Source organism: Pseudomonas sp. NPDC088414 (assembly GCF_044753325.1).
GTDB lineage: Bacteria > Pseudomonadota > Gammaproteobacteria > Pseudomonadales > Pseudomonadaceae > Aquipseudomonas.
The window spans coordinates 257,930-278,208 of sequence record NZ_JBIVMY010000001.1 but is presented as its reverse complement, the minus strand read 5'-3'; the positions used below and the strand labels follow the sequence as shown (position 1 = coordinate 278,208).

The following is a 20,279-nucleotide window of genomic DNA, read 5'->3' as shown; positions in this document are numbered from 1 at the left end:
ACCACTAGCAAGCACGAAGTACTCCAGTCACATTAGGGTGAGCATAACCGCTCATTGAGTCGCCATTCTCAAAATTTCTTGGCACGCACTTAACGCAATTAATCCTCTGTCACCCCGATTCGTGATGGCGACAATTCTTTGAGCATGCGCTGGGTCAAGTTCGGCTCGTACGGTTCCATGATCCACGCCGCCGGCGCTGGCGGCTTTGGGCACGTCACTGGCACCGGCTGAACCCGAGGCAAGGATGACTGACAGGCGCAAATCAGAAGTGGCAAGGCGATCGCGCAGGCGATCTTGATCACGTTGGGCATCGCTCAGTTTCCTGTAGTGGGTTTGTTCACTGGTTACAAGCCGTTGCTCCAGTGCCAGGCGTTTATCCTGCTCGACCTGTTGCGCTGTCGCGGCAGCTTTGTTCAGTTGGTTAAGGGCTTCGGCATGAAGCCGCGCTTGCTTCGCCAACTGCTCTCCGTAGCGCCAGTCTTGAAACTGCCAAGCGCTACCAGCACCAGCGATTACCAGCGTCAGCACGCCCAACGCCTTCCACGGAACGACCATCACGGCACATCTCGAAAGAAGACATGTCCACCCAGCTTGAGCGTCTGTTTTGCCTTCGCCGCCCAGGTCGGCGCTTTGATGCTGGTGGCGTAGTAGTGAGTCGCGCCGTTGGTTGGGTCAGGGACATTGCCGTCGATCACTTGGTCGGCTGCGATACGACATTGCGCCAACTCGCGGAATGGGATCTGCTTCACGCCGATCAGGAACTGATAGTTCGGGTCGGTCTTGTTCCAGCAGCTGAACTGGTACGGCTTTTGGCACACGCCGGCGTAGCCCTCGCCCCACCACGAATTGGCCTTACCATCGAACACACGGTTGCGAATCGTCCAAGCTACGGCTACCTGTCCTGCCGTGCCTTCGCCGCGCGCCTCTCCCCATAGCGTGCGTGCGAGGATGTCGCGGTCTTTCTCGGTTGCAGTCATCACTTGTCTCCAGGTAATAAAAAACCCGCCGAAGCGGGATATGCGTTAACAACGTTGTGATCAGGAACTAGAAGGCGCAGTACTCACCAGCTCGGGAAAACCATCCTCACCTGCCACGATGTATTGGCCTGTTGCCTGGCCGTTCAATAATTCCCGCCAGCGCTCTTCTGTTATTTCAACCGCATCCTCTGGAATGAAAGTATCTGCACCCGCGTCATCGTTATAAAACCCCATGTTCTCTGCCGAAAAGTAATTCATCTCAAGCCCCCACAGCGAAGTATGTGTATTGCGAATCCGAGTTCCCGCCGTTCCAAACAGCGAACCCCGTATTAGAGCGAGTCCTTAACATGTGAGGGTTGCCACCTGTAGCAACGTTGGCTGACGGATTGCTGTACGTGGTAACGACCGAGAACAAATTTGTTGCGAACGCCGTTGGAAAAAGTGTCGTTGCAGATGATCCCGCTGGAATATTGGCAGTGATTCCCCATTGAAGGGTCACGCTACCAAGCCACGTTGGAAACCGAATGTATCCCGTCTGAGAGAGGCTGGCCGCAAACCCCCACTTGAGTTTCTTCGGGGAAACTGCAGATGCGTCATCTGCCCCAGCATCGGTCAGAACTTGACTTGCAACTTTCAAAACCCCGAGCAATAACTCAGTAGCCTGAGGTGTTTTGTCCCCTATCAGTTTCAGGATGGCGAGGGTCAGTTGCTGATGGCTTGCCTCGGAAGGCACCAGTCCTGCTTGAGCAATAACATACAGAAGCTCGTCGGTTACAGAATTCCCCCACTCCGCCGGAATAAGAGATCCGGGTGTTCCCGTAGCAGTGTTTTCGTTAGCAAACTTCCCGTTAACAAGACCGATGTTCGGAACGCTTCTTGGATAGTCCACGCGATTACCTCTTAAGAGTAATTAAAATATACGAGTGTGTATGCGGGTGCCGGTCGGCGGATCGAGCATTCAAGGGAATCGCCCGGATTCGTTCCAAAGCGCTCACCCCAAAAGCTGGCACCGAACCTGCGGCCCGATCGCTGGCGGCCCCCCGTGTTCAGCGTCCACATGAACTGAGCCGACCAGGTACCGAAATTCGCGGAGCCAAAACGAGAACGCCCCATTCGGGGCGCTCGGTGCTCGGTGATAGTGGCGTTGGGATAGCCTTGGCTGACGGCAATATCGATGAAGTACGCCCGGCTCTGCCCTCCCACTTCGACTAGGCGCCGACGAACTGCCAGGCGGCGATCATCGAACGCTGGATTTGGGCCGAGACACGGATCCGGCAGGTTCATGATGGCTTCCCAATCGGGGACCAACTCACTGACGCCGGCGGGGTCCATTTCGTTGAGCAGGTCCACAGCTCGGGCATCGAGCCGAGAGAACTCGACCGCAACGCCCGACAGGACAAGATCGATCTCAGGAACAAGTTCCGGATCCCATGCCGGGCCGGCTGGCAACAACCCCCGCAAATGCCGGTGATACTGGTCCGCGCTTCTTGCTACAGCCATGTGATACCCCCCAAGATCAGCAGCTCATTGGTGGCGGCAGCTACGTTCGCATTGGGAACAGTTAGGTTGTGGTCCGTCTCGCCTGCCGCCCCGCTGATCGCCTCCCTGATATGGCTGATCAGCAGGGTATCTCCCAGTCCCGCTTCACGCTTGTGAAGGTCGGCAAGCTGCACGTAGATTGCCGTTCGAACCGCACTGGTGTCAGGTACCGGCCGGATGCTGTAAAGCACCGGCTTTTCCACTGGCGCAAGCACGTACAGTTCAGCGGTGACCGGTCGCAGTGGTTTGATGTAATCCTTCACTTCCTGCAACTGGACCGGATTGGGGACAGCTACCGGATCATCGTCACGCATTACGAAGAGGCCTACCGTCCCCGGCCCCATGTAGGAGCCACGGCACCAGGCTCGCGTGACGCCTGGCACCTCCAGTGCCCAAGTCTCGTAGTCATCGACAGAGCCACCATGCGGGATCACTCGATAGGAGCGAATGACCCGCGCCCGAAGTGACTCGATGCTTTCGATCGCCACCCCGCCCGAGAGTCCCGGATCGGCCACGGTGAACGCATTGGTGATACCACGTACCGGCTGGACTAACGTCAACGCCAAGCCTGTTTCGGAGTTACCCAAGGCGCCCGCATCAACCGCTTCGATGGAGGTTGTGTTCCAACCTGCCACCGTGGTGATGCCGGTGGTGACTCTGTACATGCGCCCATCACTCGACTGCATCACCACATCAGCGTCCAGCACAGCACCGGCAGCGGCGCTGAACCGCACTGAACCTTCAGCAGGCTGCGCCGCTTTTCGAGGCTGATTGAGCCGCAAGGCGGCAATCCGCTCCAGCGTTTCCACCTCGGCCCTGTCTGGCAGAATCTGGTCGGCCATCCAGTTCAGATAACCGTATAGGCCATAAGCAGCACCACTTAGCGTGCGGGCCAATACTTGCGCATCGGAACGCCGGAGCGAATCGCTCGCCAGATCACTTTGAGTACGGCTGATCAACGCCGGTAGCGAAGGAGTTTCAAACGGCATAGATCACCTGCCACGATGAGAGGGGTTTGATTTCAACGCGCGCGCCGCCTGGCACGGTAAGGATCACCACCAGGTTCAGTCGATTGATGTCAGGTTTTTCACTGGTGATCTCGATCGCGATCACATGGCCGTCATCTAGTAACCAGTGCAGAGCCTCATTGGCGTAGAACTCCGCATCGCGCTGGGTCGCTTCAGTAAGCTTCACCCTGCGCAGCAGCCACAACCGCGAACCGATGCGATCGTCCGTAATGGCCGGGTAACTGTCCCCCCACCATCCGAACAGCTCTTCATCATCGACGGGGTCATCGGGGGCAGCGCGGCGCCAGGTGAACAGGCTAATGAGCACCGCACGCGTCAGGGAGGCTTCACGGTTTTCCGAAATAATCATCAGCCCCCCGCTGCGGGAGGCCCGCTATTGCCGCTACCGGCTTGCACGTTGGTGTGAACATGACCGATCTGGCTGATACCGCCGGCAACTTGATCGCCACTAGAAACGATCTTTCCGGTCTGATTGATCACCGGTGTATCGAAATTCACCGCGGTGGTCGCTTTGATGTTCAGGGTCTGGGTTTCGATGTCGATAATACGACCACGCTTGAAGTGCACTTTGTCGCCTTCATCCGTGTAAACCGCAACCTCGCCAGGCTTCAGTTCGGTAATCCGATACCGACGATCAGCAGCGACCACCACCACTCCGTGTGACCGATCGCCATTGAGAAACAGCGTCAGCACCTCTGCGCCTGGCAGCGGGTTGCTGGTCAGGCCATACGGTTCGAAGTGCTCGACGTTGTCCTTCAGCTCACCCGCTGTCAGCCGCACCTGCAGCGCTTGCATCTTTTTTCCGGCTGCCGCGAGCACCACTGTGCCGCGCGCCATTATGCTTTTCAGGCTCATTTTTTCGGCTCGTAATCTGCGGGGATGAGGTACTCGAAGTTGTCGGCCTTGCCGCCCTTCTTCAGCTTTCGGTTCTTGTGCGGATCATGCGGTTCTGGCTCGAACCCATCCGGCGGGCCAACCTCCATCTTGGTGAGCATGCCGTTGTCGGCAAGGGTGTAGGTCACGCGGGCGATGAGCATGATTCGGTCGAAGCCAATGATTGGATCAATCACACGCACCAGTGCGTTGTGCTTCCACAACGCTCCATTTGACTGACGCCAACCCTGCACCGTGTACGTCGTTGTGACCGCCTTACCCATTCGGCTGCCGCGCTCCCAGTTCGCCCGGGCCTGTGCCAGCTCGTTGGTCATCTGGCCGGACTCCTGAATGACCATCACGCGTTTACGCGTCATGCGCGGATCAACGACTACAGCCGACACCTCGGCAGCCTTCTCACCAAACTCTTCATCGGTGCCACTCTTTTGGCCCAGTACCCGGTATTCGGAAAATACCGCCGAGAAATCCAACGAAGCGTCAGCGGACAAGATGTTCTTACCAACCTCAAGCACGTCAAAAGCCCGCACCTCGCTGCCCGGTTTAGCCAGCACCGCCATACCTTTCGCGTCATCCGTGGAGAACACGCGGAAAAGCGTCAGCAAGCGATCGATAGACTCGAACGCCGTTTCGCCAGGCTCGATGGTGTGATCTGACAGCTTGGCCCCTTCCGGGATCTCATTTCGTACCCTGATGCCGTATGGCGCAGCCAGAGCACTAACGATCGCCAGCACGCTTTGGTTGTTCCACTGACCCGGCTTATTGATCGCCCCGGAGTCCACCAGATCGGCAGTGAGCGAACGCCCGCTAACGGTGGTGGTGATCTGCTTGTCGTCGTAGCTGATGGGCGTAGCGAATACCCAACCAGTCAGCACCAGGTCGTCCCCAATCTTTACCTGACACTTGGAGCCCTGCTTGATCGGCAGCGGCTCAATCTGGCCCGGCCATCTCCACGTGATGCTGAGATTGAACGAACGCGCCTGATCCTCTAGCCCCGCGGCGATTTCCACGGATTTCCAGCCAGAGTAATCCAGCCCGTCAACCGTGAGGCTGACAGCATTGATGTCTTCCATGGGCTACCTCTGGGCGATTTTGATCGGACGCGGTGGGACGAAGCCCGGGTGCCGCAAGCGGTTTCGCTGCACCACCTCAGTTTCGCGAGTGGCATCGCCGAAGCGGCGGTAAGCAATCACTAACGCCGAGAGCGTTACGGGTGGAGTGATGTCAACCAGGCGCACGCCCGATTCCGCGACTGCGGTCAGGTGCTTTACGATGGCTTGGCGAAGCGTATTCAACGCCATGTAATGCACCGGGTCAGCCTTTAGTGACGCCTGAAAGATGGCTTCATCAAGGTTATCGCGCAGGTCGATCACATCATCCGCTACGGGAACCTCCGGACGCACGATGGGCAGCACCGCTTGTTGCTCGACCGACGGCGCGGTGCTGGTGGAGACCGGTTGAGACGCGATCGGCATTTCACTGATGATCATCGCAACCTGCACCAGCAGCGCGTCTTGCACCAGATTTGCGGTGGCCTGGCTTGCTGCAACCGCATCAACGCCGCCTACTTGACTGACTGTGTTGATACTGGACACGGCCTCTGAATGCTGAGTTGCCGTGGCTACCGTGTCGCTGTAGCTCGAACTGGAGCCCTCGCCAAGATAGTCATCGACGGAAAACTCGCTGAAGTAGCTGGAGAACAACGACGACAGGGAATCTGGTGCGTTCATCAGCGACTGGACGAATCCGGTCAGGTTGGTGAATACACCGACGATGGTCGAAAACTGCTGCTGGATCACCGTGTATACACCTGACAACGTGTTGCGCAGGCGAGCCAACCCGAGTCGGGCTTGGTCCACCGTAGCCATTGCCGATTTGTAACGAGACAACGCCGAATCCCACAAACTGTCGGAAGCCTTGACCACCTGCTGCTGGCTGTTGACCTTGGCGGTCGGAAACTTCAGAGGGGTGTCGGGGTAGAAAGTCACCTCAAAAGCGGCCATTCCTCCCGACTTGAAATCGTGGGTCAGCTCACCCTCACCCGCCTTGACCTGCATCCGGCCCAGCCACGGGTGTACCAGCTCACCCGGGCCGGGCGTCTGAATTGCCTCCATGAACTTGTCACGTCGTTCAAAACAATCATCACCGATAATCCAGCACACCAATCGATGCACCTGAGATTGCTTGCCCAGTTGCTCGAAGTACGGTTCGTCACGCTGCGGGAATTCGTGCAGCTGTCCCTTCATGCCGATCGGTACCGAGGCCTGAGGGATCAAGAAACTGATCCCGCGAAACGAAGCCGGCAGCATTTGGTCACGCCATGTCTGGTCCATTTATGGCCTCATCACACCCACAGTACGGGTGCCGACTTTTGGTTTGATTTTTAGGCCGCTACTGTCTGACTTCGGCTGCTCCACCGTCGTACCCGGCGGCGCGCTTGGGATATTGATCGTCAGTTCGCCATTCACTTTCTGAGTGTTTGCAGCGGCAGTCTGCTGGAGCAGACTTCCCGAGGGCGGCAATTGTCCCGACGGGGGCAGTTGTCCAGGCGCGCGAAGTAGCTGGTTGTTGTCGATACCAAACGCCTGGTTGTTGAGTGCCTGCCGACCTTTTGCAACCTGAGTTGCATCCGCTTGCAACAAAGCACCGGTGCCGCCACCGGCGCCGGCGTTACGTTGTGTCTGCTCTTCTGCGAAAGAATTGGCGACATTGGTCGCCTTCTTGATGATCCCTTCACCGCCATCTTCCATGCCGAGCATCTTCATCATTGGTTCTAGAATCGGCCTCACTCGGTCCCAGAGCTTCTTGAAGAAGGCGACGATGGGTTCCCAGTTGTTAATGATCATGCCGAGCGGCGTCCAGTCGAACAGATCGCCGAGGAATTTCATCACCGGCGTACTGACGGCATAAAGCACATCCCAGATTGCCGAGAACAGACCAGTCAACGGCTCCCAGTTGGCGACCACCCAGGCCATCGGCGTGAATTGCCAAGCCAGTTTGATCCACTCCCAGAAAACCATTGCAGGACGCCGCATTCGCTCCCACAACCGCTCAAAGAACGGCGCCACTGTTTTCCAGTTTGCAATCAGCAGTCCTGCCGCCAACGCGATAACTCGGACGATGATTCCGACCGGTGACATCGCCATCACCGCGCTGAGAATTTTGGTCGCCATAACTGCGCCCATCACCGCAACCCGCAGTACACCGAAGGCAAGGCCGGCCGCCAGCACCCCGCGGACCACTCCGGGGTGTTCCGCCGCCAGCTCGGACATTCTTGTAATGAGCGGGCCGAGTGTTTCCATGATGTCGTTCAGTGGCGGCAGAAGAGCGGCGCCGACCTCAATGCCGAGCCGAGTAACCCGGTTTTGCAGCAGCTGCATGGCATTGGCCGTGGTCTTGGACCGTGCCTCATATTCCTTTTCCATGGAGCCGGCGAACTTGCCTTCCTTACCCACCGCCGCGAAGCTGGTTTTCAGCAGATCCAGGTTGGTCAGCATCGGCGCGATAGCTGTCACAGACTCGGTGCCGAACAACTCGGTCAGCAGCCCCGCCTGCTTCGCCGGGTCTACCTTGGCAATGCGGTTGAGCACATCCTCAATCGTGCCCTGAGCGTCCTTCTGCATGCTCTTGGCGACCTGCTTCACATCGAGTCGCAGAGATTTGAAGGCCTGTGATTGTTGCTTCGTGGCTGCGCTGCCTTTCGTTAGGGCCAGCATGAAGTTCTTCATGCCCGTGGCAGCGACTTCGCTCGGCACACCAACTCCCGCGAGCGTAGCGCCCATCGCCGCCAGTTGCCCGGCACTCAAGCCAGCGACGCCACCCAGCGCACCGACCCTTGTTACGATGTCGGCAACCTGGGCCGCCGACGATGGCCCTGTGTTGCTGAGGTAGTTGATCTTGTCTGCCAACGTCACCACTTCAGCCTGGCTCAACTTGAAGGACGTCCGCCACTTGGCCATCATGTCGCCGGATTGGTCGGCTGTCTGATCAAACGCGATACCCATCTTCACGGCGTCTTCAGCGAACTGTTTGAGTTCACCGCGAGCAAAGCCGGCCTGCCCGCCCGCCGCGACGATGGATGCGATCCCGCTGGCGGCCATCGGCATCTTCTCGGACATATCTAGCACGTCCTTGCCCATCTGCTTGAACTGCTCCGGCGTATCGAAATCAACAACCTTTTTTCACGTCGGCCATCGAGGATTCAAAGGCCATTGCCGCCTTGGCACCCGCGATGAAGGGCGCCGCGAACGCGCCTCCCTGCACGATATCGCTGAACCCTATTTTGCCGAGCCCAGAACTGTTCATCTGTTTGCGGAAGCCCGCAACGTTCTTTGCGGCGCCCTTCAGTGTCGGCGACAGCTTGTCGACGCCAGTGATCAACGCCTTGAGCTGGAACTTGTCCGCCATCACTGCACCTGCTGGGAATTGTTAATGCGCTGGGCGTGCACCAAGGACTCAACGAGCACGTCCAACGGCCGGGCCATTAAGAGCTCCGGATCTGTTTTCCAGAACCACGCCAGGTCATATGCGACCTCGATCAGTTGCTCGACGGTGCCGACGCCGCACTCATGAAAAAACCGGCCACCGCCCAACTCAGGGCGTTGAGATCGGCAAGATCCAGCTGGTTGACCGACGAAGGTGGGATACCCGCGCAGACCGCGATGTATTTGGCGGTAACGTCCATGTCCAGACTGACTTCTTCGTTTTTGTCGATCCTGTACGGCAGAGACTTGATGGCCCGCACTTCCTGCACTGTCGGCCTGCGTAGGTTCAGTTCAGTCACTGGCTCGCCGTGTGCCTCGATCGCGACTTGTAGTTTCACCAGATCACTCATTGCCAGCTCCCGTTCACGCCGTCGAATTGCAGTTCTACCGTTCCGTCATCACCCTTATGCGAAGGTTCGTCCACCAGGTACGCGCCCGACAAAACGTAAACCTTGCCGTTCTTGAACTCGCAGGTGACGGTCATGTCACGCCCATTGATCAGCGATTTGAGCGGAAAACCCGCCTCGAAAATCGTGGTCATTTTCAGATAAGGCGCCAGCGGCTCTTCTTTGTAGAAGCCCGGGTGGACCGTCTCACGCTTGACGGCCATCAGTGGCGCCTCTGCCCCTCCCGTGATGGTCAGTTGCGCCCCATCTACTTTTACGTATGCGGTACCCGCTACAAGTTGACCCATGGTCATGTTCTCCAGAATGAAAAAGCCCGCACTGGGCGGGCTGGGTGTACAGGGTCAGACTCACGCCGCATCGTCGTACTGCAGGCGGAATTGGTTGAGCAGCGCGAAAATACGCAACCCGTTGATGTAGTCCGGCGGGAACAGCACATTGACACGGCTTGGATCGTTGCTGTCGCGCTCGACAATCAAGTGCTCAGCGAACAGTTCCGCGTTTTCAACGTGGCCTTCCATTTCCAGCTTGGCGTACTGAGCAATCAGCTCACCGCGAATCGTGTTGGGGGTAACGATTGGCTGGCCAGCACCGAAAGCGGTACCGTCGCTGGCCAGCTTGTGCCGACCGTATTTGCTGGTGATCACGCCCTGCATCCGCCGCACGATGAACGCGGACTGGTGCATGGTTTCGCTGTCCAGATACGAGTTATCTGCCTGGCCGTAGGCGTTCTTCTGGTAGGTAGTGATCGAGCGCTGAATGCGCACGTAGCCGCCTTCGTAGTACGCGGTGGCAATGCCATAGTTCAACAGCGATTGGCGCTCGGTCAGGGTGAAACGGTCACTGGCAGGCGCAGGGTCCACCCCGGGGAGGCTACCGCTCTGCGTTGGCCGACTGGCATCAGCCGAGATAAAAACCGCAGTACGGGCGCCCAGCGCAGCAGCCTGCACCCAGAATGGTTGCGGCACTCCCGGCTCCAGCGCCTGAATGGTCATGTGCTGGTCGTTGCGCGCCTGACCCGCGGCGACCAGCGTGCCGATGGTGCCGCGCTTGGCAGTGTAAACGTGGCCGAACAACTGCTTGGCCCAGCTCCAGCGACCTGTATTGTCATCCATCGCGTCACGCCAGGCATTGAGCGTGGTCGTATCCGACCAGGGCTGGCACAGGAATTCAAACGGTTCGTCACCCAGTGCCGCTATGGCATCCACCACATCCGGTACGCCTACACCGCCAGCCATAGACGTGAGCGCCACGGTCAAGCCAGCCGGTGTAAATTCGCCATTCGACTTGCCGAGGCGATTCATCACCAGGCTGATATCGTTGCCGCTGTCGCCCTTCCATTTGCAGGTCAGCGTCACCACACCTGCAGCCGCGAGAGCGGACACCGGCAGATCTGGGGTCGCATTGATCTTGACCGCCAGCGCGGCGGCGGCTATCGCCGGCGTTGCTGCCGCAGTCACGACCGACTGCACACGAGCTCCTCCAACATACAGGTTCAGTAGACCCGCCTCAGCGGCGGCACCTGTGAGGGTCACTGTCGCGGAAGCGGCGGTACCGGTTTCGCCTTGTAATGGCAGACACCAGATTTCGCCGATCGCGTCCGCCTTTCGCCAGGTCTCATACATGGCGGCAAGCATCGAGCCTTGACCGCCAATGCTCTTGGCGATCGCGACGCTCGAAACCAGCACCAGCTTGCCGATGCTTTCGCTATCCGCGTCATCGTTGACCTGCCCAACGATCAACCGACGCATGGCCGACGAGGCCGAGTTTGCAGCCGAGTTATCCATCTCCGCGTAGAACAGCGGCACGCGGATATCGGCGGGGATGTTGCTGAATCCGATGGCCATTATTTGCCTTCCTCGGGGTTCGCCGCTGGGGCTTTGGTGGTTGGGGGCTTGCTGGCTTTGATGGTGATGTCACCGTCGGCCAAACGACGGCGCCACCAGGCGCCGTCGATAACTTCCCGGCCTTCAACCGGCAGCAGATCGCCAGCCTCTGGATCAGGTACAGCGCGGCCCGAGGCCGGCACCACAGTGATGCGCTTGGTCATGGTGTTACGTCTCCAGTGAATTTCACTTCGATGCGCCCATCCGGGCCTGGACGTTTCAGGTTGGGGTCTGCAGGGTCGATGCAGTCCATGTTGATAGTGGCGCCGGTGTACGGCGTCAAACCGTCGAGCTCGAGTTCATGCCAGGTCTCGGCGGGGTCTGTTGTGTTGTTGCGCCCGATCTGAAACTCAGCGGTGAAAAGGTACTGGTAGATGACTCGGGCGCGACTGACGAACACCAGTGCGCCTTTGTCGTATTCGATAGGTGTGTACTCAGGTCCTGCTTTCCAACCAACCAAAGAGCGCCACAGTTCCGCACGAATATCGTGTAACTGATCGTTGGCCTCCTGCCCTCGCTCGTCGCCGGCGTCCAACACAACGACCACAGCAAATTGATCAGTCACCGCCTGAATCACCGCGTTCTGCGCCTGACTTGGCGCGGCAGCATCAGCCGCCGCGATAACGTAAGCCGCTGGCATCGGCAGCTTGGCACTCTCAGCGACAGCGTCCCAATCGATACCGGCAGCAACCCGACCGCCATAGGTCGGGCATGTAGCCTTGAGGTGAGCAACAATCGGGTTCAGCTTCATTGTTCAAATCCCGGGCATAAAAAAACCCCGCGTCAGCGAGGTTCTTTTGAAGTTCAAGGTCAGCCTTTAGTGAATGCTTCTACCGTCGAGCCAACATTGATGTCGCTCGGCAAAGGCAACTTCACGACCGTTACATCTGGCTCCGTGGAGAATTTCCCCTCCGCTAGTTGGCGCGCACTACCGTTTACCGACTTGAACTTGTCAGCTTCGTAGAGCCAGATATGTGGTGCACTTTTGCCGTTCATGGTCAGGTTCCAGCATCCAACTATGGAACGGTTGCCGATCACTTTCGAATCACACTCAACAGAACCGTTGGGATAGATCTTGTGGTTCAGGTAAATAAGTGTGATCCGGTCAATGGCCGCACTTGGGGCCTCGCTCACAGCATCTGCTGCATGCGTGGTCATCGCTGAAACAGCCATGGCGACAGAGGCAAGCAAACTCATAATTTTCATAGGCAACTCCCTGTTATCAGAGCGACAAGCCTATCCCAATGTGTTTTGAAATGCCTCACTTGGCAGCGTGCAGATCATGAAAGCGCCGATGCGAAAGCCGTGAACAGAATCGACCGCACCTGTTCGGATGTGTCCTGCAGCGCATCGGCCATGTAGTTATCGTGCGGCTTGATCCGCCACTCACCCGCTGCCCTCTCGGCAATGAGCCGGGTACGAACGCCAGCCTGCCGGCGGTTTTTGCGGCCGATGCCTTTGCCCGGCGCGAGCTTTTGAGGCCTACGGCCCTGCTTCACGCCGTAGTACAGATAGGCCGGGTAGAACTCACCCATCGCGGGGGTGAGCGTCGGTGAGATCTTCACCATGAAGCCCGAACGCGACACCTTGAACTTGATGGACTTGACCGTCTCACCGGTCCGGTTGGCCGGGTAGCCTTGCCGCCCCTTGCCCAGCACCAGGTTCATTTGAGCATGCTGCGTGACCAGCAAGCCGGCCTTACGCATCCCTGCGCGAATCTTCTTTTTATCGAAGGCGTCGCGCTCGAAATCCTCGAAGCCTTCAACGTGCAGGTAACTTTCAACCGACGCAGAGTTAGCCATAGATACCGCCTCCGGATTTCTGCGGCCCGAGTTCTTCGACTTCAAGAATGGTGTAACGACGTGTACCGTTCATGTCGGCAACACGCCGCATCCGGTAGATGGTGCCGCCGTGCACGACCTCATGGGCGTCGCTCACGCCCTTGAGGAAGTAGAACGTCACGCGGTGAGTGATCTTCACGTCCGTTTGAACACCTGCCGTGTAGACCGCAGTACCGACCGGCTCAATCTTCGCCCATCGCTTTTTCTCGTCGGTGAAGATCGAGTCAAGCCCCTGATCCGGCGCGGGAACATCCGTGCGCAGCCTCAACGTAATTCGCCGATCCAGCTCACCGGCACTCGGTTCGCGATAGGCCATGGTCAAAACCTCGGCGGTAAAGTGATCTCAGCCACCAGGTGATCAAGAAAGTCAGAAGGCAGCTCTGACAGGGATTGGCCAACCAGGAACATTTCCGGATGCCGATGAATCGTAGCCGCCGCCATCAGCAGCCAGTTGCGGACACCTGGGTGAAGATCCAGGTCAGTCTCTGCCTTGTAGCGAATACGCAAGGCGCCAGCAGGTCGCCCTGATGGAAACGACACGAAGCTTTCGCGCTGGCCCTGTTCGAGTTCTACCGGGCCAGCGTAATCGCTCCACGTGCCATCAGCCTGCCGAAGCTTGACCGACAAAACTTCGGTCGCTTGGCCGACATCCAGCGCGTGGCCGGAGGGGAATGCAGCGGGCCAGTCCTCTTCGTAGATCGCCCCGCGAATACCCGCCCCGGTTTTGGACTCGCACTGAGTCGTGACACCGGGAATGATGATGTCCCTGATAAGCCCCGGCTCCATGTCTTCAGGCTCCAGCCGACACTGGAAGGCGACTTGCTCCAGCGTCAGGACTGGCTCGCCGAAGTATTCGATTCGACGGGCCATGGTTTAGGGTTTCTCTTCGACGGGTCCATCAACGATTTCGGTTGTACCGCCTGGCTCGGTGGTTGCTTCGGAAGTACCACCCCCAGCAGCCGGGCCGCTCTCAGGTTTTGCAGCACCGGCTTTTGCGGTTTTGCCTTTACCCCCCTTCGATTTTGCCGACGTCTCGCCGCTGGGTTCATAGATTTCCGCGAACCCCTTCGCCTGCAGCCCCTCGACTACAGTTTGATCGAAGCCGGCCAACTCGTCCGCAGAGTAACCGCGCCAGGCCTTCAGAAAACGCACCACTACTTTGTCTGTCATTACCCATCCCTCAGTTATGCGAAACCCCGCCGAAGCGGGGTCGCGGAATTACATGCCGGCGCCCCACTTGACGTTGATGGCAACGACGATGCACTCGACGTGGCGCGGGCCAAAGTCGTGTTTGGCGATAACTTTGACCAGCGTCTGGTCACGCTGGAACGCGCTGACCATGTTGCCTTCGGCGTCCTTGTAGGAGGCTTCGTTACTGAAGGAGATCGTCAGGTCCATGTCTTCGCCGATCATCATGTCTGCGAAGTTGACGAAATAGAATTCGGTCTCATCACCACCGGCACCGAGGTTGACCGGAATTTGGTTACTGAGGCCGACCGGGTAGCCCTTGAACAGGCCTTGTTCGATTTCAGGGTAAGCTTTGTTGCCATTGCCGTCACGAAGCGACTGCAGCCAACGGAGGACGCGTGGATGCATCAGCCAGCCGCAGGCCTTCATCATCACGTTCGCCGTTTCCAGGCGGAGCATCATGCCTCCGCAAAACAGGTCGATCTTTTCCAGGGTGATGGTGTCCACCGCCGGTGCCGGCAAAATGTTGAACGGCTGTGCCCAATAACGCATCCCTTTTGGCAGCGAGCCGCTGCCGTCAGCACGGATGAAGTGCAGATCTTCTGACAGGCCCATCGAGACCGCCAAGTCTTCAACGACGATATCGTCAGTTCGTGGGCTGACACCGGCATTGGCAATCAGGTCGTTTGAAATCGGCACGATCGCCGCAGCCTTTTTCGCGGACAGCTTCGTATCTGCAAACGTCATCCCAGTGATCGGGATATCGGTTTCGGTACCGATGTAGGTAACGACGGTGTTGCCGGTGATGCGGGGTTGAGTCAGGTTGCCATTGTTCAGCGGCAAACTGCGCGCGCCCATCTTGCGCACAACAGACATTGGGCGGAGCGCTTCGATAATTTCGGAAGCGAAGTTTTGTGGAACCAGTACACCACCAGCACCCGGCGTCACGGTGCTGAGAGCCATTGCAACATCGGTAGAAAATCCGCCCTGCTGCGCCATTTGGGCGGCTTGATGCTGATTGCCACCGGCGGCGGCAAGCAGTCGAACCATCTGTGCCATTCGCACACCGGGTGCTTCAGCCGGCCCACCACCGTGAATATGGCCGTGAGTACGGCCTTTCGGCGGGCCGGTGCGGCCCTGAGCAGACTCATTCACAGGCACGGCGCTCGCGGCGGCAATACGCTCGGCCTGTTCTGCACGGCTGATCTTGTCAGTCAGTGCGTTGAACTCTGCTTCCAGAGTCGCAAACTGGGCCAACTGTTCAGCCGACAAGGACTCGCCTGCGGTTTCGAGTTTGGCCAACGCCTGAATCGAATCGTTGATCTTCGCGCGTTCGCTACGCAACTGAAGTACTTGGGACATGTTGCCTCCTGGGCATAAAAAAACCCGCACAGGGCGGGTTTCGGTGACTGCCGCGAACGCGGTCAGATCTGGGTTTGAAGATTCAGCGCGGATGCACGGACGGACAGGCGGCCGGACTGGCGGACTGCACGGCTCATGGCGACAGAGTGAGAAAGGTCATCGACCGCCTGTTGCGGGCTCTGCATCCGATCAGCCAGCCCGGCGTTGATACCGGCCTGCCCCCGATACAGCCCTGCTTCGGTGGCGATGACCTGCTGCACGGAGAGTCCCCGGTAGTCCGCCACGGCGTTGACGAAGAGCTGGTAGCTCTCTTGAACCACATCGTTCAGGTACTTCAGCGACTGCTCGCTCAAGGGTTCGTGAGGGCTGAGGTCGTTCTTGTGAGCCCCCGCATAAACCGTGGTCACTTTCACGCCCATGCCCTCTTCCTGCTTGGACCGGTCCATGTGACTGGCAATGACACCAATCGAACCGACGCCGCTGGTCTGGCTCACCACCAGCTCGCTACAGGCCGATCCGAGCAAGTAGCCGCCGCTGTAGGCCATGAAGTTGACGATGCCCGTGATAGGCTTTTGCTGAGCCATGGCGCGGATATCGGCAGCCAGTTCGAAAGCGCCGACCGCTGACCCTCCGGGGCTGTCGATGTCCAGCACGATCCGCTCCACCATCGGATCGGCTACCGCGTTGCGCAGTTGCGCCCGCAGTGATTCATAGCTGGTCATCGTTTCGCACATGCCGATGTGACTGCCACGGCTGACCAACACGCCGCTGACGGGAATCACCTCGATCCCGGTTCGGGCGATCGCCGTGCGGCGCTCTTCCTCTTGTTGCGCTATGCGGTCGATGCCATCGTCATCCCAGATACTCGGGCCGCTCTTGGTACCGATGTTGACGATGTTCAGGCTCATTGCCTGGTTGGCCCAGCGCACGCCGAGATCTAGCATGTCCGGGGTCACCAGCAGCGGCTGGTTAAACAGCAGGCTGGAGGCTCGCAGGTAGTTTTTCATTGGGCAAGAATCCTTCCGATTTCAGCTTGCTGGAGTTCGAGCTGGGCTCGCACTTTGGGGTTGGTCAAATCGCCGCCGGGTTTTCCTGCATCGACCATGTTCAACGGTTGAAGGTAGATATCGCCACCAGGTACTGGCGGCATGTTCTCCAGACGCCGAATATCATTGACGCTGAGCCAGCCCCATTGCCGGCCAATGGCGTACGCTTCGTAGCGACTCTTCTGGTCGCCGCGCAGCAGGCCGGACAGGTTGAACTCAATGAAGTACTCGCGCCGATCCTTGGGCAACAGGAAGTCGCGCATCATTGCCTGTTCGTGGCGCTTGACCCAAGGCAGCAACGCGAACACCACAAACTGAATCATCAGTTGTTCCAGCGTGTTGTAGTTCGACTTTTCCAAGTCGTTGACCATGGGCAGCGGGATCTTGTAGATCCGGGCGATATCGGTGCCGGTGGTTTTGAGGATGCCCAGCACCTCGGCATCCACGTTGCTCATGGATATCGGTTTGAAGGTCATGCCCTCCTGCAACAAAGCGACCTTTTTGGCGTTGTCCATGCCGCTATACTTTTGCCCCCACTGATCGACAATCTTGTCGATGCTGCCCTGATCCTTGATTGAGGGCGCTTCACGGGGACGCTCGATTACACCTGACACGGTCGCCCCGTTGGCGAAGCTCTTGCCTGTGTACTGCCGTACGGCCTGGGCAAGACCAACGGAATCGGCATGCACTTCTATTGGCGAAAGTCCCACGTACTGATTGGTGCTGACCCATCGGACGTGATGGATCATGCGCATCGGCGGCTCGCTTGCGCCGATCCGGTAGTAAGGCAGCAAGTCGGCACCCTTCAGCACCTGGACCTTATTGTTGCAAAGCGGCCACAAGCCAATGACATTGCCGTCGTCGCGACGGTCAATGAAGCTGTAGCTGTTGCCCCGCAGTCCCGCCGCGAGCTGACTGCATTCCCGGTATTCGTATGGTGTCTGAAAACCATTAGGCTGGTACCGCAGAACGTCGTAGGCCGGATGATTGATCGCCGCTTCCCGCTGGCCTTTGTCTTGACGGCGGTACATCTCGCAGGGCAACTGCCCCATGGTTTCCGCCAACAGCGTGACGCAGTTCTGCAGGATGGGGAGGCCGAGCGCTGACTCGGGCGTGACGGTGACGCCCGAACTGTTCCGGCCACTGCCGATGAGTCCGCGCCAGAAACCGCTGTCGGGGTTTGTGAGAGTGCCGCGCCCATCGCCGAGCACGCTTGAGAAAAACATGCTCAACCTCCTTGGGGTTTGGATTGGGCCTTCAGTACAGCGGCTGCGCGATCGGCAAGGTAGGCCCACGCCATCAGGCCGAGCCCGGCGACGATGCAACCAGCGGGAACGCTGATCAGCGTCACGCCACCCACCAGCAGCCCGAAGCCCAGCAGGCCGGCCAGCCATGCCGCGATGGCTAATTTCATATACCTGCTCCTTCGTCGTAGATGGATTTACCGCTCGGTCCAGCGGACTTGATGCTGGTTCCGACGGCGATGATGGATGCCACGATGCCGTCAATCCGACCCGTGGCTTTGGCTTTGTCCGCCTTTCGGTTGTTGGCCGGATCGCAAACGATCACCGCGTTACCGGCGCACCAGGTCATGACCGGATTGCCGTCGTGGCGCAAGGTTTCAACCGTTTCCGTTTCGATGACTTCATAGTCCGCCGGATCCAGATCAATGACGCCCTGCTCATCTGCACGCCCCAGCAACCGACGTTCGAACTCATCAACCGCGGGTGCCATGTCCTTGAAGCCTTGGCCGAAGCCGACCATTTCCGGCAGCGAGATATCCTCATCCGCCATCAGTTGCAGCAGGTCTTCCACGCGCCAACGGTCGTAGCCAATTCGCTCGACTTCAAAGTACGCGCAGATTTTTACGAGCCGCATCAGTACGTGTTTCTTGCTGATGGCTCGACCGGGGGTTGTTTCGAGGTGGCCGTCCTTGACCCACATGGCGTACGGAACCTTGTCCCGATCCTCACGCCCCTGTAGGTCTTCATCCGGAATCCAGAAGTACGGCAGCAACCGCCAGTGAGGGTCGTGCGGCACTGGCCAGAACAGCAGCACGAACGCAGTCAGGTCGGTGGTGCTGGCCAGGTCGAGGCCGGCAACGCAACGACGGTTACGGAGAAGCCGCATCGGTACGCGCTCTTCGGCCTGCTTCCAGACGGCCCACGAAATCCACGGCGCATCCGCTTGGGTCCACTCACAGAAGTTGAGGCGGCGCACCACGGATTCTTGCGCCGGCAAGCCCCGGGCCGATTGGACCTGCTCACGCAAGTACTTGCGCCCGGGAATTCCATCGGTCTGCCCTTCCGCAACGTAATCAAGCGACGGGTTGACCTTCGGCCAGCAGGCTTCGTCTGTAAGAGGATCGTCCCCTTCGTCCAGCGAACAGATGAACGCAAAGAAACTGTCGTCTGTTTCGATGTCCGCACAGATCCGCACGCCCAAGTCGTGGTACTGGCCACACACTGTCTTCTTGTCGGAGCCGCTGTTGGTGATCATCACCACCATGGCCTTGCGCCGATTCTTGGTACCGGCGCGCATCATGTTCACGGTCGCGGCGGTTTTGTGTTCGTGCACCTCATCGAGCAGGCCGATGTGAGGGCGCGGGCCGGACTGGCCTTCGTCCGCGCTGATCGGGCGGAAGAATGAACGGGTGTTGGGGTAGTAGAGGTTCCAGACCTTTTCGTCCCGGCCCGATTGCACCACCCGGGAATGTAGCGATGGTGACATGTCCACCATCGACACGGCGTCACGAAACAAGACCATTGCCTGGTCACGCTTGGTGGCGGCCGCGTAGATCTCCGCACGCCGTTCACCGTCGGATGCCAGACCGTACAAGCCGATTCCAGCAACCAGTGGACTTTTCCCGGAGCCCTTTCCCGTCTCGATGTAGCCCAGGCGGAAGCGGCGGAAACCATCCTCTGTCATCCAACCGAACAGACTGCCCACGACGAATGCCTGCCAGGGTGCAAGCAAGAACGGCATGCCCTCGTAGTCACCGCCGTTGAGGCACAGGACATCTTCGAAAAAGCCGATAGCACGATTCACGCGGGCCAGGTCGAACATCAACCCGCGATCCGGACCGTTCTTCAAATCCCGCAAGTGACGCTTGCACGCGTTGCGGACATCAGGGCCAGCGACGATTTCACCAGCCAGCACCGCATTCGCGTAGGCGGTCACTCGGTCATCAGCTGAAGTACTGTTCAGCGGCTGCTCTTGGGTCATTGGGGAATAACTCACCTTGCGGGGGCGCCGGTGCTTTCAAGTTGCGGCGGGACACTGGCGACATACCGAACTGGGCGCCAGCGGCGTTGGCGCGGCGCTCGGCGTCGTTGGCGAGCTGCCGCAAAACGTGCATCTGTTGGGCACCGGTCTTGAAGGTCTGGACATCGCCACCCAGCTCATCGTCGGATTTGGCGTTTCGCTCGGCGATCAGCCGCTGGTAACGACGCCAATCCGCAGCGGCCTGGCAGTACGAGGACAGAGCCATCGCGTCGAGTTCGGAGATGAGGCGCAGAGACATCAACGCCGGAACCACTCTTTCCCACTCGGCCACCGCATCGGCAGAAAGAACGTCCGGCATGAGTGGAGCTTTCACCGGCACGGTCGGGGACTGCACTTCATCCAACAGAG

The 20,279-nt window shown here is 58.7% G+C and carries 25 protein-coding genes and 2 pseudogenes; all 27 read right to left on the bottom strand.

All coding sequences use genetic code 11. The features are described 5' to 3' along the window. Window positions 1-51 precede the first annotated feature (51 nt). Window positions 52-555, bottom strand: a complete 504-nt coding sequence (locus tag ACIP8I_RS01200; protein WP_400758081.1) for a lysis system i-spanin subunit Rz — start codon at window positions 553-555, stop codon at window positions 52-54. Continuing rightward, complete coding sequence (locus tag ACIP8I_RS01195; RefSeq protein WP_400758079.1) at window positions 555-977, bottom strand: cell wall hydrolase; 423 nt, start codon at window positions 975-977, stop codon at window positions 555-557. The genes ACIP8I_RS01200 and ACIP8I_RS01195 overlap by 1 nt, the downstream gene beginning before the upstream one ends. A 60-nt stretch (window positions 978-1,037) precedes the next feature. Beyond that, window positions 1,038-1,235: a hypothetical protein gene (locus ACIP8I_RS01190; RefSeq protein WP_400758077.1), complete on the bottom strand. Its 198-nt coding sequence runs from the start codon at window positions 1,233-1,235 to the stop codon at window positions 1,038-1,040. Window positions 1,236-1,659: 424 nt separating this feature from the next. Further along, window positions 1,660-1,866 (bottom strand): annotated as a pseudogene (locus tag ACIP8I_RS01185) (phage tail protein); the annotation flags it as partial. An 11-nt stretch (window positions 1,867-1,877) separates the two neighbouring features. Beyond that, window positions 1,878-2,477 (bottom strand): YmfQ family protein, encoded by a 600-nt coding sequence (locus tag ACIP8I_RS01180; RefSeq protein WP_400758076.1) that lies wholly within the window; start codon window positions 2,475-2,477, stop codon window positions 1,878-1,880. Further along, the gene (locus ACIP8I_RS01175) at window positions 2,468-3,505 is read right to left on the bottom strand and encodes a baseplate J/gp47 family protein (protein ID WP_400758074.1); all 1,038 of its coding nucleotides are present in this window, start codon (window positions 3,503-3,505) and stop codon (window positions 2,468-2,470) included. Before ACIP8I_RS01175 ends, ACIP8I_RS01180 begins: the two co-directional genes overlap by 10 nt. Continuing rightward, on the bottom strand, window positions 3,495-3,893 hold the full coding sequence (locus ACIP8I_RS01170) for a phage GP46 family protein (protein ID WP_400758072.1): 399 nt from the start codon (window positions 3,891-3,893) through the stop codon (window positions 3,495-3,497). The genes ACIP8I_RS01175 and ACIP8I_RS01170 overlap by 11 nt, the downstream gene beginning before the upstream one ends. Further along, window positions 3,893-4,399 carry a phage baseplate assembly protein V gene (locus ACIP8I_RS01165; RefSeq protein ID WP_400758070.1) on the bottom strand — a complete coding sequence of 169 codons (507 nt, stop codon included), beginning with the start codon at window positions 4,397-4,399 and terminating at the stop codon, window positions 3,893-3,895. Before ACIP8I_RS01165 ends, ACIP8I_RS01170 begins: the two co-directional genes overlap by 1 nt. Further along, window positions 4,396-5,508 carry a phage baseplate assembly protein gene (locus tag ACIP8I_RS01160; protein ID WP_400758068.1) on the bottom strand — a complete coding sequence of 371 codons (1,113 nt, stop codon included), beginning with the start codon at window positions 5,506-5,508 and terminating at the stop codon, window positions 4,396-4,398. Before ACIP8I_RS01160 ends, ACIP8I_RS01165 begins: the two co-directional genes overlap by 4 nt. Before the next feature lie 3 nt (window positions 5,509-5,511). Next, window positions 5,512-6,768, bottom strand: coding sequence for a DNA circularization protein (locus ACIP8I_RS01155; RefSeq protein ID WP_400758067.1), 1,257 nt, complete (start codon window positions 6,766-6,768; stop codon window positions 5,512-5,514). Further along, window positions 6,769-8,842: pseudogene (locus ACIP8I_RS01150) on the bottom strand (phage tail tape measure protein). A 130-nt stretch (window positions 8,843-8,972) separates the two neighbouring features. Then, window positions 8,973-9,269, bottom strand: coding sequence for a phage tail assembly protein (locus ACIP8I_RS01145; RefSeq protein ID WP_400758065.1), 297 nt, complete (start codon window positions 9,267-9,269; stop codon window positions 8,973-8,975). Continuing rightward, a complete protein-coding gene (locus ACIP8I_RS01140; RefSeq protein WP_400758063.1) occupies window positions 9,266-9,613 on the bottom strand; it encodes a phage tail tube protein in 348 nt (115 codons plus the stop codon). The genes ACIP8I_RS01145 and ACIP8I_RS01140 overlap by 4 nt, the downstream gene beginning before the upstream one ends. Before the next feature lie 60 nt (window positions 9,614-9,673). Next, on the bottom strand, window positions 9,674-11,170 hold the full coding sequence (locus tag ACIP8I_RS01135) for a phage tail sheath subtilisin-like domain-containing protein (protein WP_400758061.1): 1,497 nt from the start codon (window positions 11,168-11,170) through the stop codon (window positions 9,674-9,676). Then, entirely contained in the window at window positions 11,170-11,373 is a 204-nt protein-coding gene (locus ACIP8I_RS01130) for a DUF2635 domain-containing protein (RefSeq protein WP_400758059.1), read from the bottom strand. The genes ACIP8I_RS01135 and ACIP8I_RS01130 overlap by 1 nt, the downstream gene beginning before the upstream one ends. Further along, the gene (locus ACIP8I_RS01125; protein WP_400758058.1) at window positions 11,370-11,960 is read right to left on the bottom strand and encodes a hypothetical protein; all 591 of its coding nucleotides are present in this window, start codon (window positions 11,958-11,960) and stop codon (window positions 11,370-11,372) included. Before ACIP8I_RS01125 ends, ACIP8I_RS01130 begins: the two co-directional genes overlap by 4 nt. Window positions 11,961-12,019: 59 nt before the next feature. Next, window positions 12,020-12,415 carry a hypothetical protein gene (locus ACIP8I_RS01120; protein WP_400758056.1) on the bottom strand — a complete coding sequence of 132 codons (396 nt, stop codon included), beginning with the start codon at window positions 12,413-12,415 and terminating at the stop codon, window positions 12,020-12,022. Window positions 12,416-12,489: 74 nt separating this feature from the next. Beyond that, the gene (locus ACIP8I_RS01115; protein ID WP_400758054.1) at window positions 12,490-13,011 is read right to left on the bottom strand and encodes a hypothetical protein; all 522 of its coding nucleotides are present in this window, start codon (window positions 13,009-13,011) and stop codon (window positions 12,490-12,492) included. Beyond that, window positions 13,004-13,366: a phage head closure protein gene (locus ACIP8I_RS01110; protein WP_400758053.1), complete on the bottom strand. Its 363-nt coding sequence runs from the start codon at window positions 13,364-13,366 to the stop codon at window positions 13,004-13,006. The genes ACIP8I_RS01115 and ACIP8I_RS01110 overlap by 8 nt, the downstream gene beginning before the upstream one ends. A gap of 2 nt (window positions 13,367-13,368) precedes the next feature. Continuing rightward, window positions 13,369-13,920 (bottom strand): hypothetical protein, encoded by a 552-nt coding sequence (locus tag ACIP8I_RS01105; RefSeq protein ID WP_400758051.1) that lies wholly within the window; start codon window positions 13,918-13,920, stop codon window positions 13,369-13,371. A gap of 3 nt (window positions 13,921-13,923) precedes the next feature. Next, window positions 13,924-14,220 carry a hypothetical protein gene (locus ACIP8I_RS01100; RefSeq protein ID WP_400758050.1) on the bottom strand — a complete coding sequence of 99 codons (297 nt, stop codon included), beginning with the start codon at window positions 14,218-14,220 and terminating at the stop codon, window positions 13,924-13,926. A 48-nt stretch (window positions 14,221-14,268) separates the two neighbouring features. After that, entirely contained in the window at window positions 14,269-15,600 is a 1,332-nt protein-coding gene (locus tag ACIP8I_RS01095) for a phage major capsid protein (protein ID WP_400758049.1), read from the bottom strand. A gap of 62 nt (window positions 15,601-15,662) precedes the next feature. After that, on the bottom strand, window positions 15,663-16,607 hold the full coding sequence (locus tag ACIP8I_RS01090) for a S49 family peptidase (protein ID WP_400758048.1): 945 nt from the start codon (window positions 16,605-16,607) through the stop codon (window positions 15,663-15,665). Next, a complete protein-coding gene (locus tag ACIP8I_RS01085) occupies window positions 16,604-17,872 on the bottom strand; it encodes a phage portal protein (protein ID WP_400758046.1) in 1,269 nt (422 codons plus the stop codon). The genes ACIP8I_RS01090 and ACIP8I_RS01085 overlap by 4 nt, the downstream gene beginning before the upstream one ends. A 2-nt stretch (window positions 17,873-17,874) precedes the next feature. Then, entirely contained in the window at window positions 17,875-18,060 is a 186-nt protein-coding gene (locus ACIP8I_RS01080) for a hypothetical protein (RefSeq protein ID WP_065259027.1), read from the bottom strand. Next, window positions 18,057-19,871 (bottom strand): terminase large subunit, encoded by a 1,815-nt coding sequence (locus ACIP8I_RS01075; protein WP_400758044.1) that lies wholly within the window; start codon window positions 19,869-19,871, stop codon window positions 18,057-18,059. The genes ACIP8I_RS01080 and ACIP8I_RS01075 overlap by 4 nt, the downstream gene beginning before the upstream one ends. Next, the gene (locus ACIP8I_RS01070) at window positions 19,834-20,244 is read right to left on the bottom strand and encodes a phage terminase small subunit P27 family (protein WP_400758042.1); all 411 of its coding nucleotides are present in this window, start codon (window positions 20,242-20,244) and stop codon (window positions 19,834-19,836) included. Before ACIP8I_RS01070 ends, ACIP8I_RS01075 begins: the two co-directional genes overlap by 38 nt. Window positions 20,245-20,279 lie beyond the last annotated feature (35 nt).

Bases quoted from the DNA above. Each gene is read 5' to 3' on its own strand.
- ACIP8I_RS01200 (WP_400758081.1), bottom strand. From the start codon at position 555: ATGGTCGTTCCGTGGAAGGCGTTGGGCGTGCTGACGCTGGTAATCGCT.
- ACIP8I_RS01195 (WP_400758079.1), bottom strand. From the start codon at position 977: ATGACTGCAACCGAGAAAGACCGCGACATCCTCGCACGCACGCTATGG.
- ACIP8I_RS01190 (WP_400758077.1), bottom strand. From the start codon at position 1,235: ATGAATTACTTTTCGGCAGAGAACATGGGGTTTTATAACGATGACGCG.
- ACIP8I_RS01180 (WP_400758076.1), bottom strand. From the start codon at position 2,477: ATGGCTGTAGCAAGAAGCGCGGACCAGTATCACCGGCATTTGCGGGGG.
- ACIP8I_RS01175 (WP_400758074.1), bottom strand. From the start codon at position 3,505: ATGCCGTTTGAAACTCCTTCGCTACCGGCGTTGATCAGCCGTACTCAA.
- ACIP8I_RS01170 (WP_400758072.1), bottom strand. From the start codon at position 3,893: ATGATTATTTCGGAAAACCGTGAAGCCTCCCTGACGCGTGCGGTGCTC.
- ACIP8I_RS01165 (WP_400758070.1), bottom strand. From the start codon at position 4,399: ATGAGCCTGAAAAGCATAATGGCGCGCGGCACAGTGGTGCTCGCGGCA.
- ACIP8I_RS01160 (WP_400758068.1), bottom strand. From the start codon at position 5,508: ATGGAAGACATCAATGCTGTCAGCCTCACGGTTGACGGGCTGGATTAC.
- ACIP8I_RS01155 (WP_400758067.1), bottom strand. From the start codon at position 6,768: ATGGACCAGACATGGCGTGACCAAATGCTGCCGGCTTCGTTTCGCGGG.
- ACIP8I_RS01145 (WP_400758065.1), bottom strand. From the start codon at position 9,269: ATGAGTGATCTGGTGAAACTACAAGTCGCGATCGAGGCACACGGCGAG.
- ACIP8I_RS01140 (WP_400758063.1), bottom strand. From the start codon at position 9,613: ATGGGTCAACTTGTAGCGGGTACCGCATACGTAAAAGTAGATGGGGCG.
- ACIP8I_RS01135 (WP_400758061.1), bottom strand. From the start codon at position 11,170: ATGGCCATCGGATTCAGCAACATCCCCGCCGATATCCGCGTGCCGCTG.
- ACIP8I_RS01130 (WP_400758059.1), bottom strand. From the start codon at position 11,373: ATGACCAAGCGCATCACTGTGGTGCCGGCCTCGGGCCGCGCTGTACCT.
- ACIP8I_RS01125 (WP_400758058.1), bottom strand. From the start codon at position 11,960: ATGAAGCTGAACCCGATTGTTGCTCACCTCAAGGCTACATGCCCGACC.
- ACIP8I_RS01120 (WP_400758056.1), bottom strand. From the start codon at position 12,415: ATGAAAATTATGAGTTTGCTTGCCTCTGTCGCCATGGCTGTTTCAGCG.
- ACIP8I_RS01115 (WP_400758054.1), bottom strand. From the start codon at position 13,011: ATGGCTAACTCTGCGTCGGTTGAAAGTTACCTGCACGTTGAAGGCTTC.
- ACIP8I_RS01110 (WP_400758053.1), bottom strand. From the start codon at position 13,366: ATGGCCTATCGCGAACCGAGTGCCGGTGAGCTGGATCGGCGAATTACG.
- ACIP8I_RS01105 (WP_400758051.1), bottom strand. From the start codon at position 13,920: ATGGCCCGTCGAATCGAATACTTCGGCGAGCCAGTCCTGACGCTGGAG.
- ACIP8I_RS01100 (WP_400758050.1), bottom strand. From the start codon at position 14,220: ATGACAGACAAAGTAGTGGTGCGTTTTCTGAAGGCCTGGCGCGGTTAC.
- ACIP8I_RS01095 (WP_400758049.1), bottom strand. From the start codon at position 15,600: ATGTCCCAAGTACTTCAGTTGCGTAGCGAACGCGCGAAGATCAACGAT.
- ACIP8I_RS01090 (WP_400758048.1), bottom strand. From the start codon at position 16,607: ATGAAAAACTACCTGCGAGCCTCCAGCCTGCTGTTTAACCAGCCGCTG.
- ACIP8I_RS01085 (WP_400758046.1), bottom strand. From the start codon at position 17,872: ATGTTTTTCTCAAGCGTGCTCGGCGATGGGCGCGGCACTCTCACAAAC.
- ACIP8I_RS01080 (WP_065259027.1), bottom strand. From the start codon at position 18,060: ATGAAATTAGCCATCGCGGCATGGCTGGCCGGCCTGCTGGGCTTCGGG.
- ACIP8I_RS01075 (WP_400758044.1), bottom strand. From the start codon at position 19,871: ATGACCCAAGAGCAGCCGCTGAACAGTACTTCAGCTGATGACCGAGTG.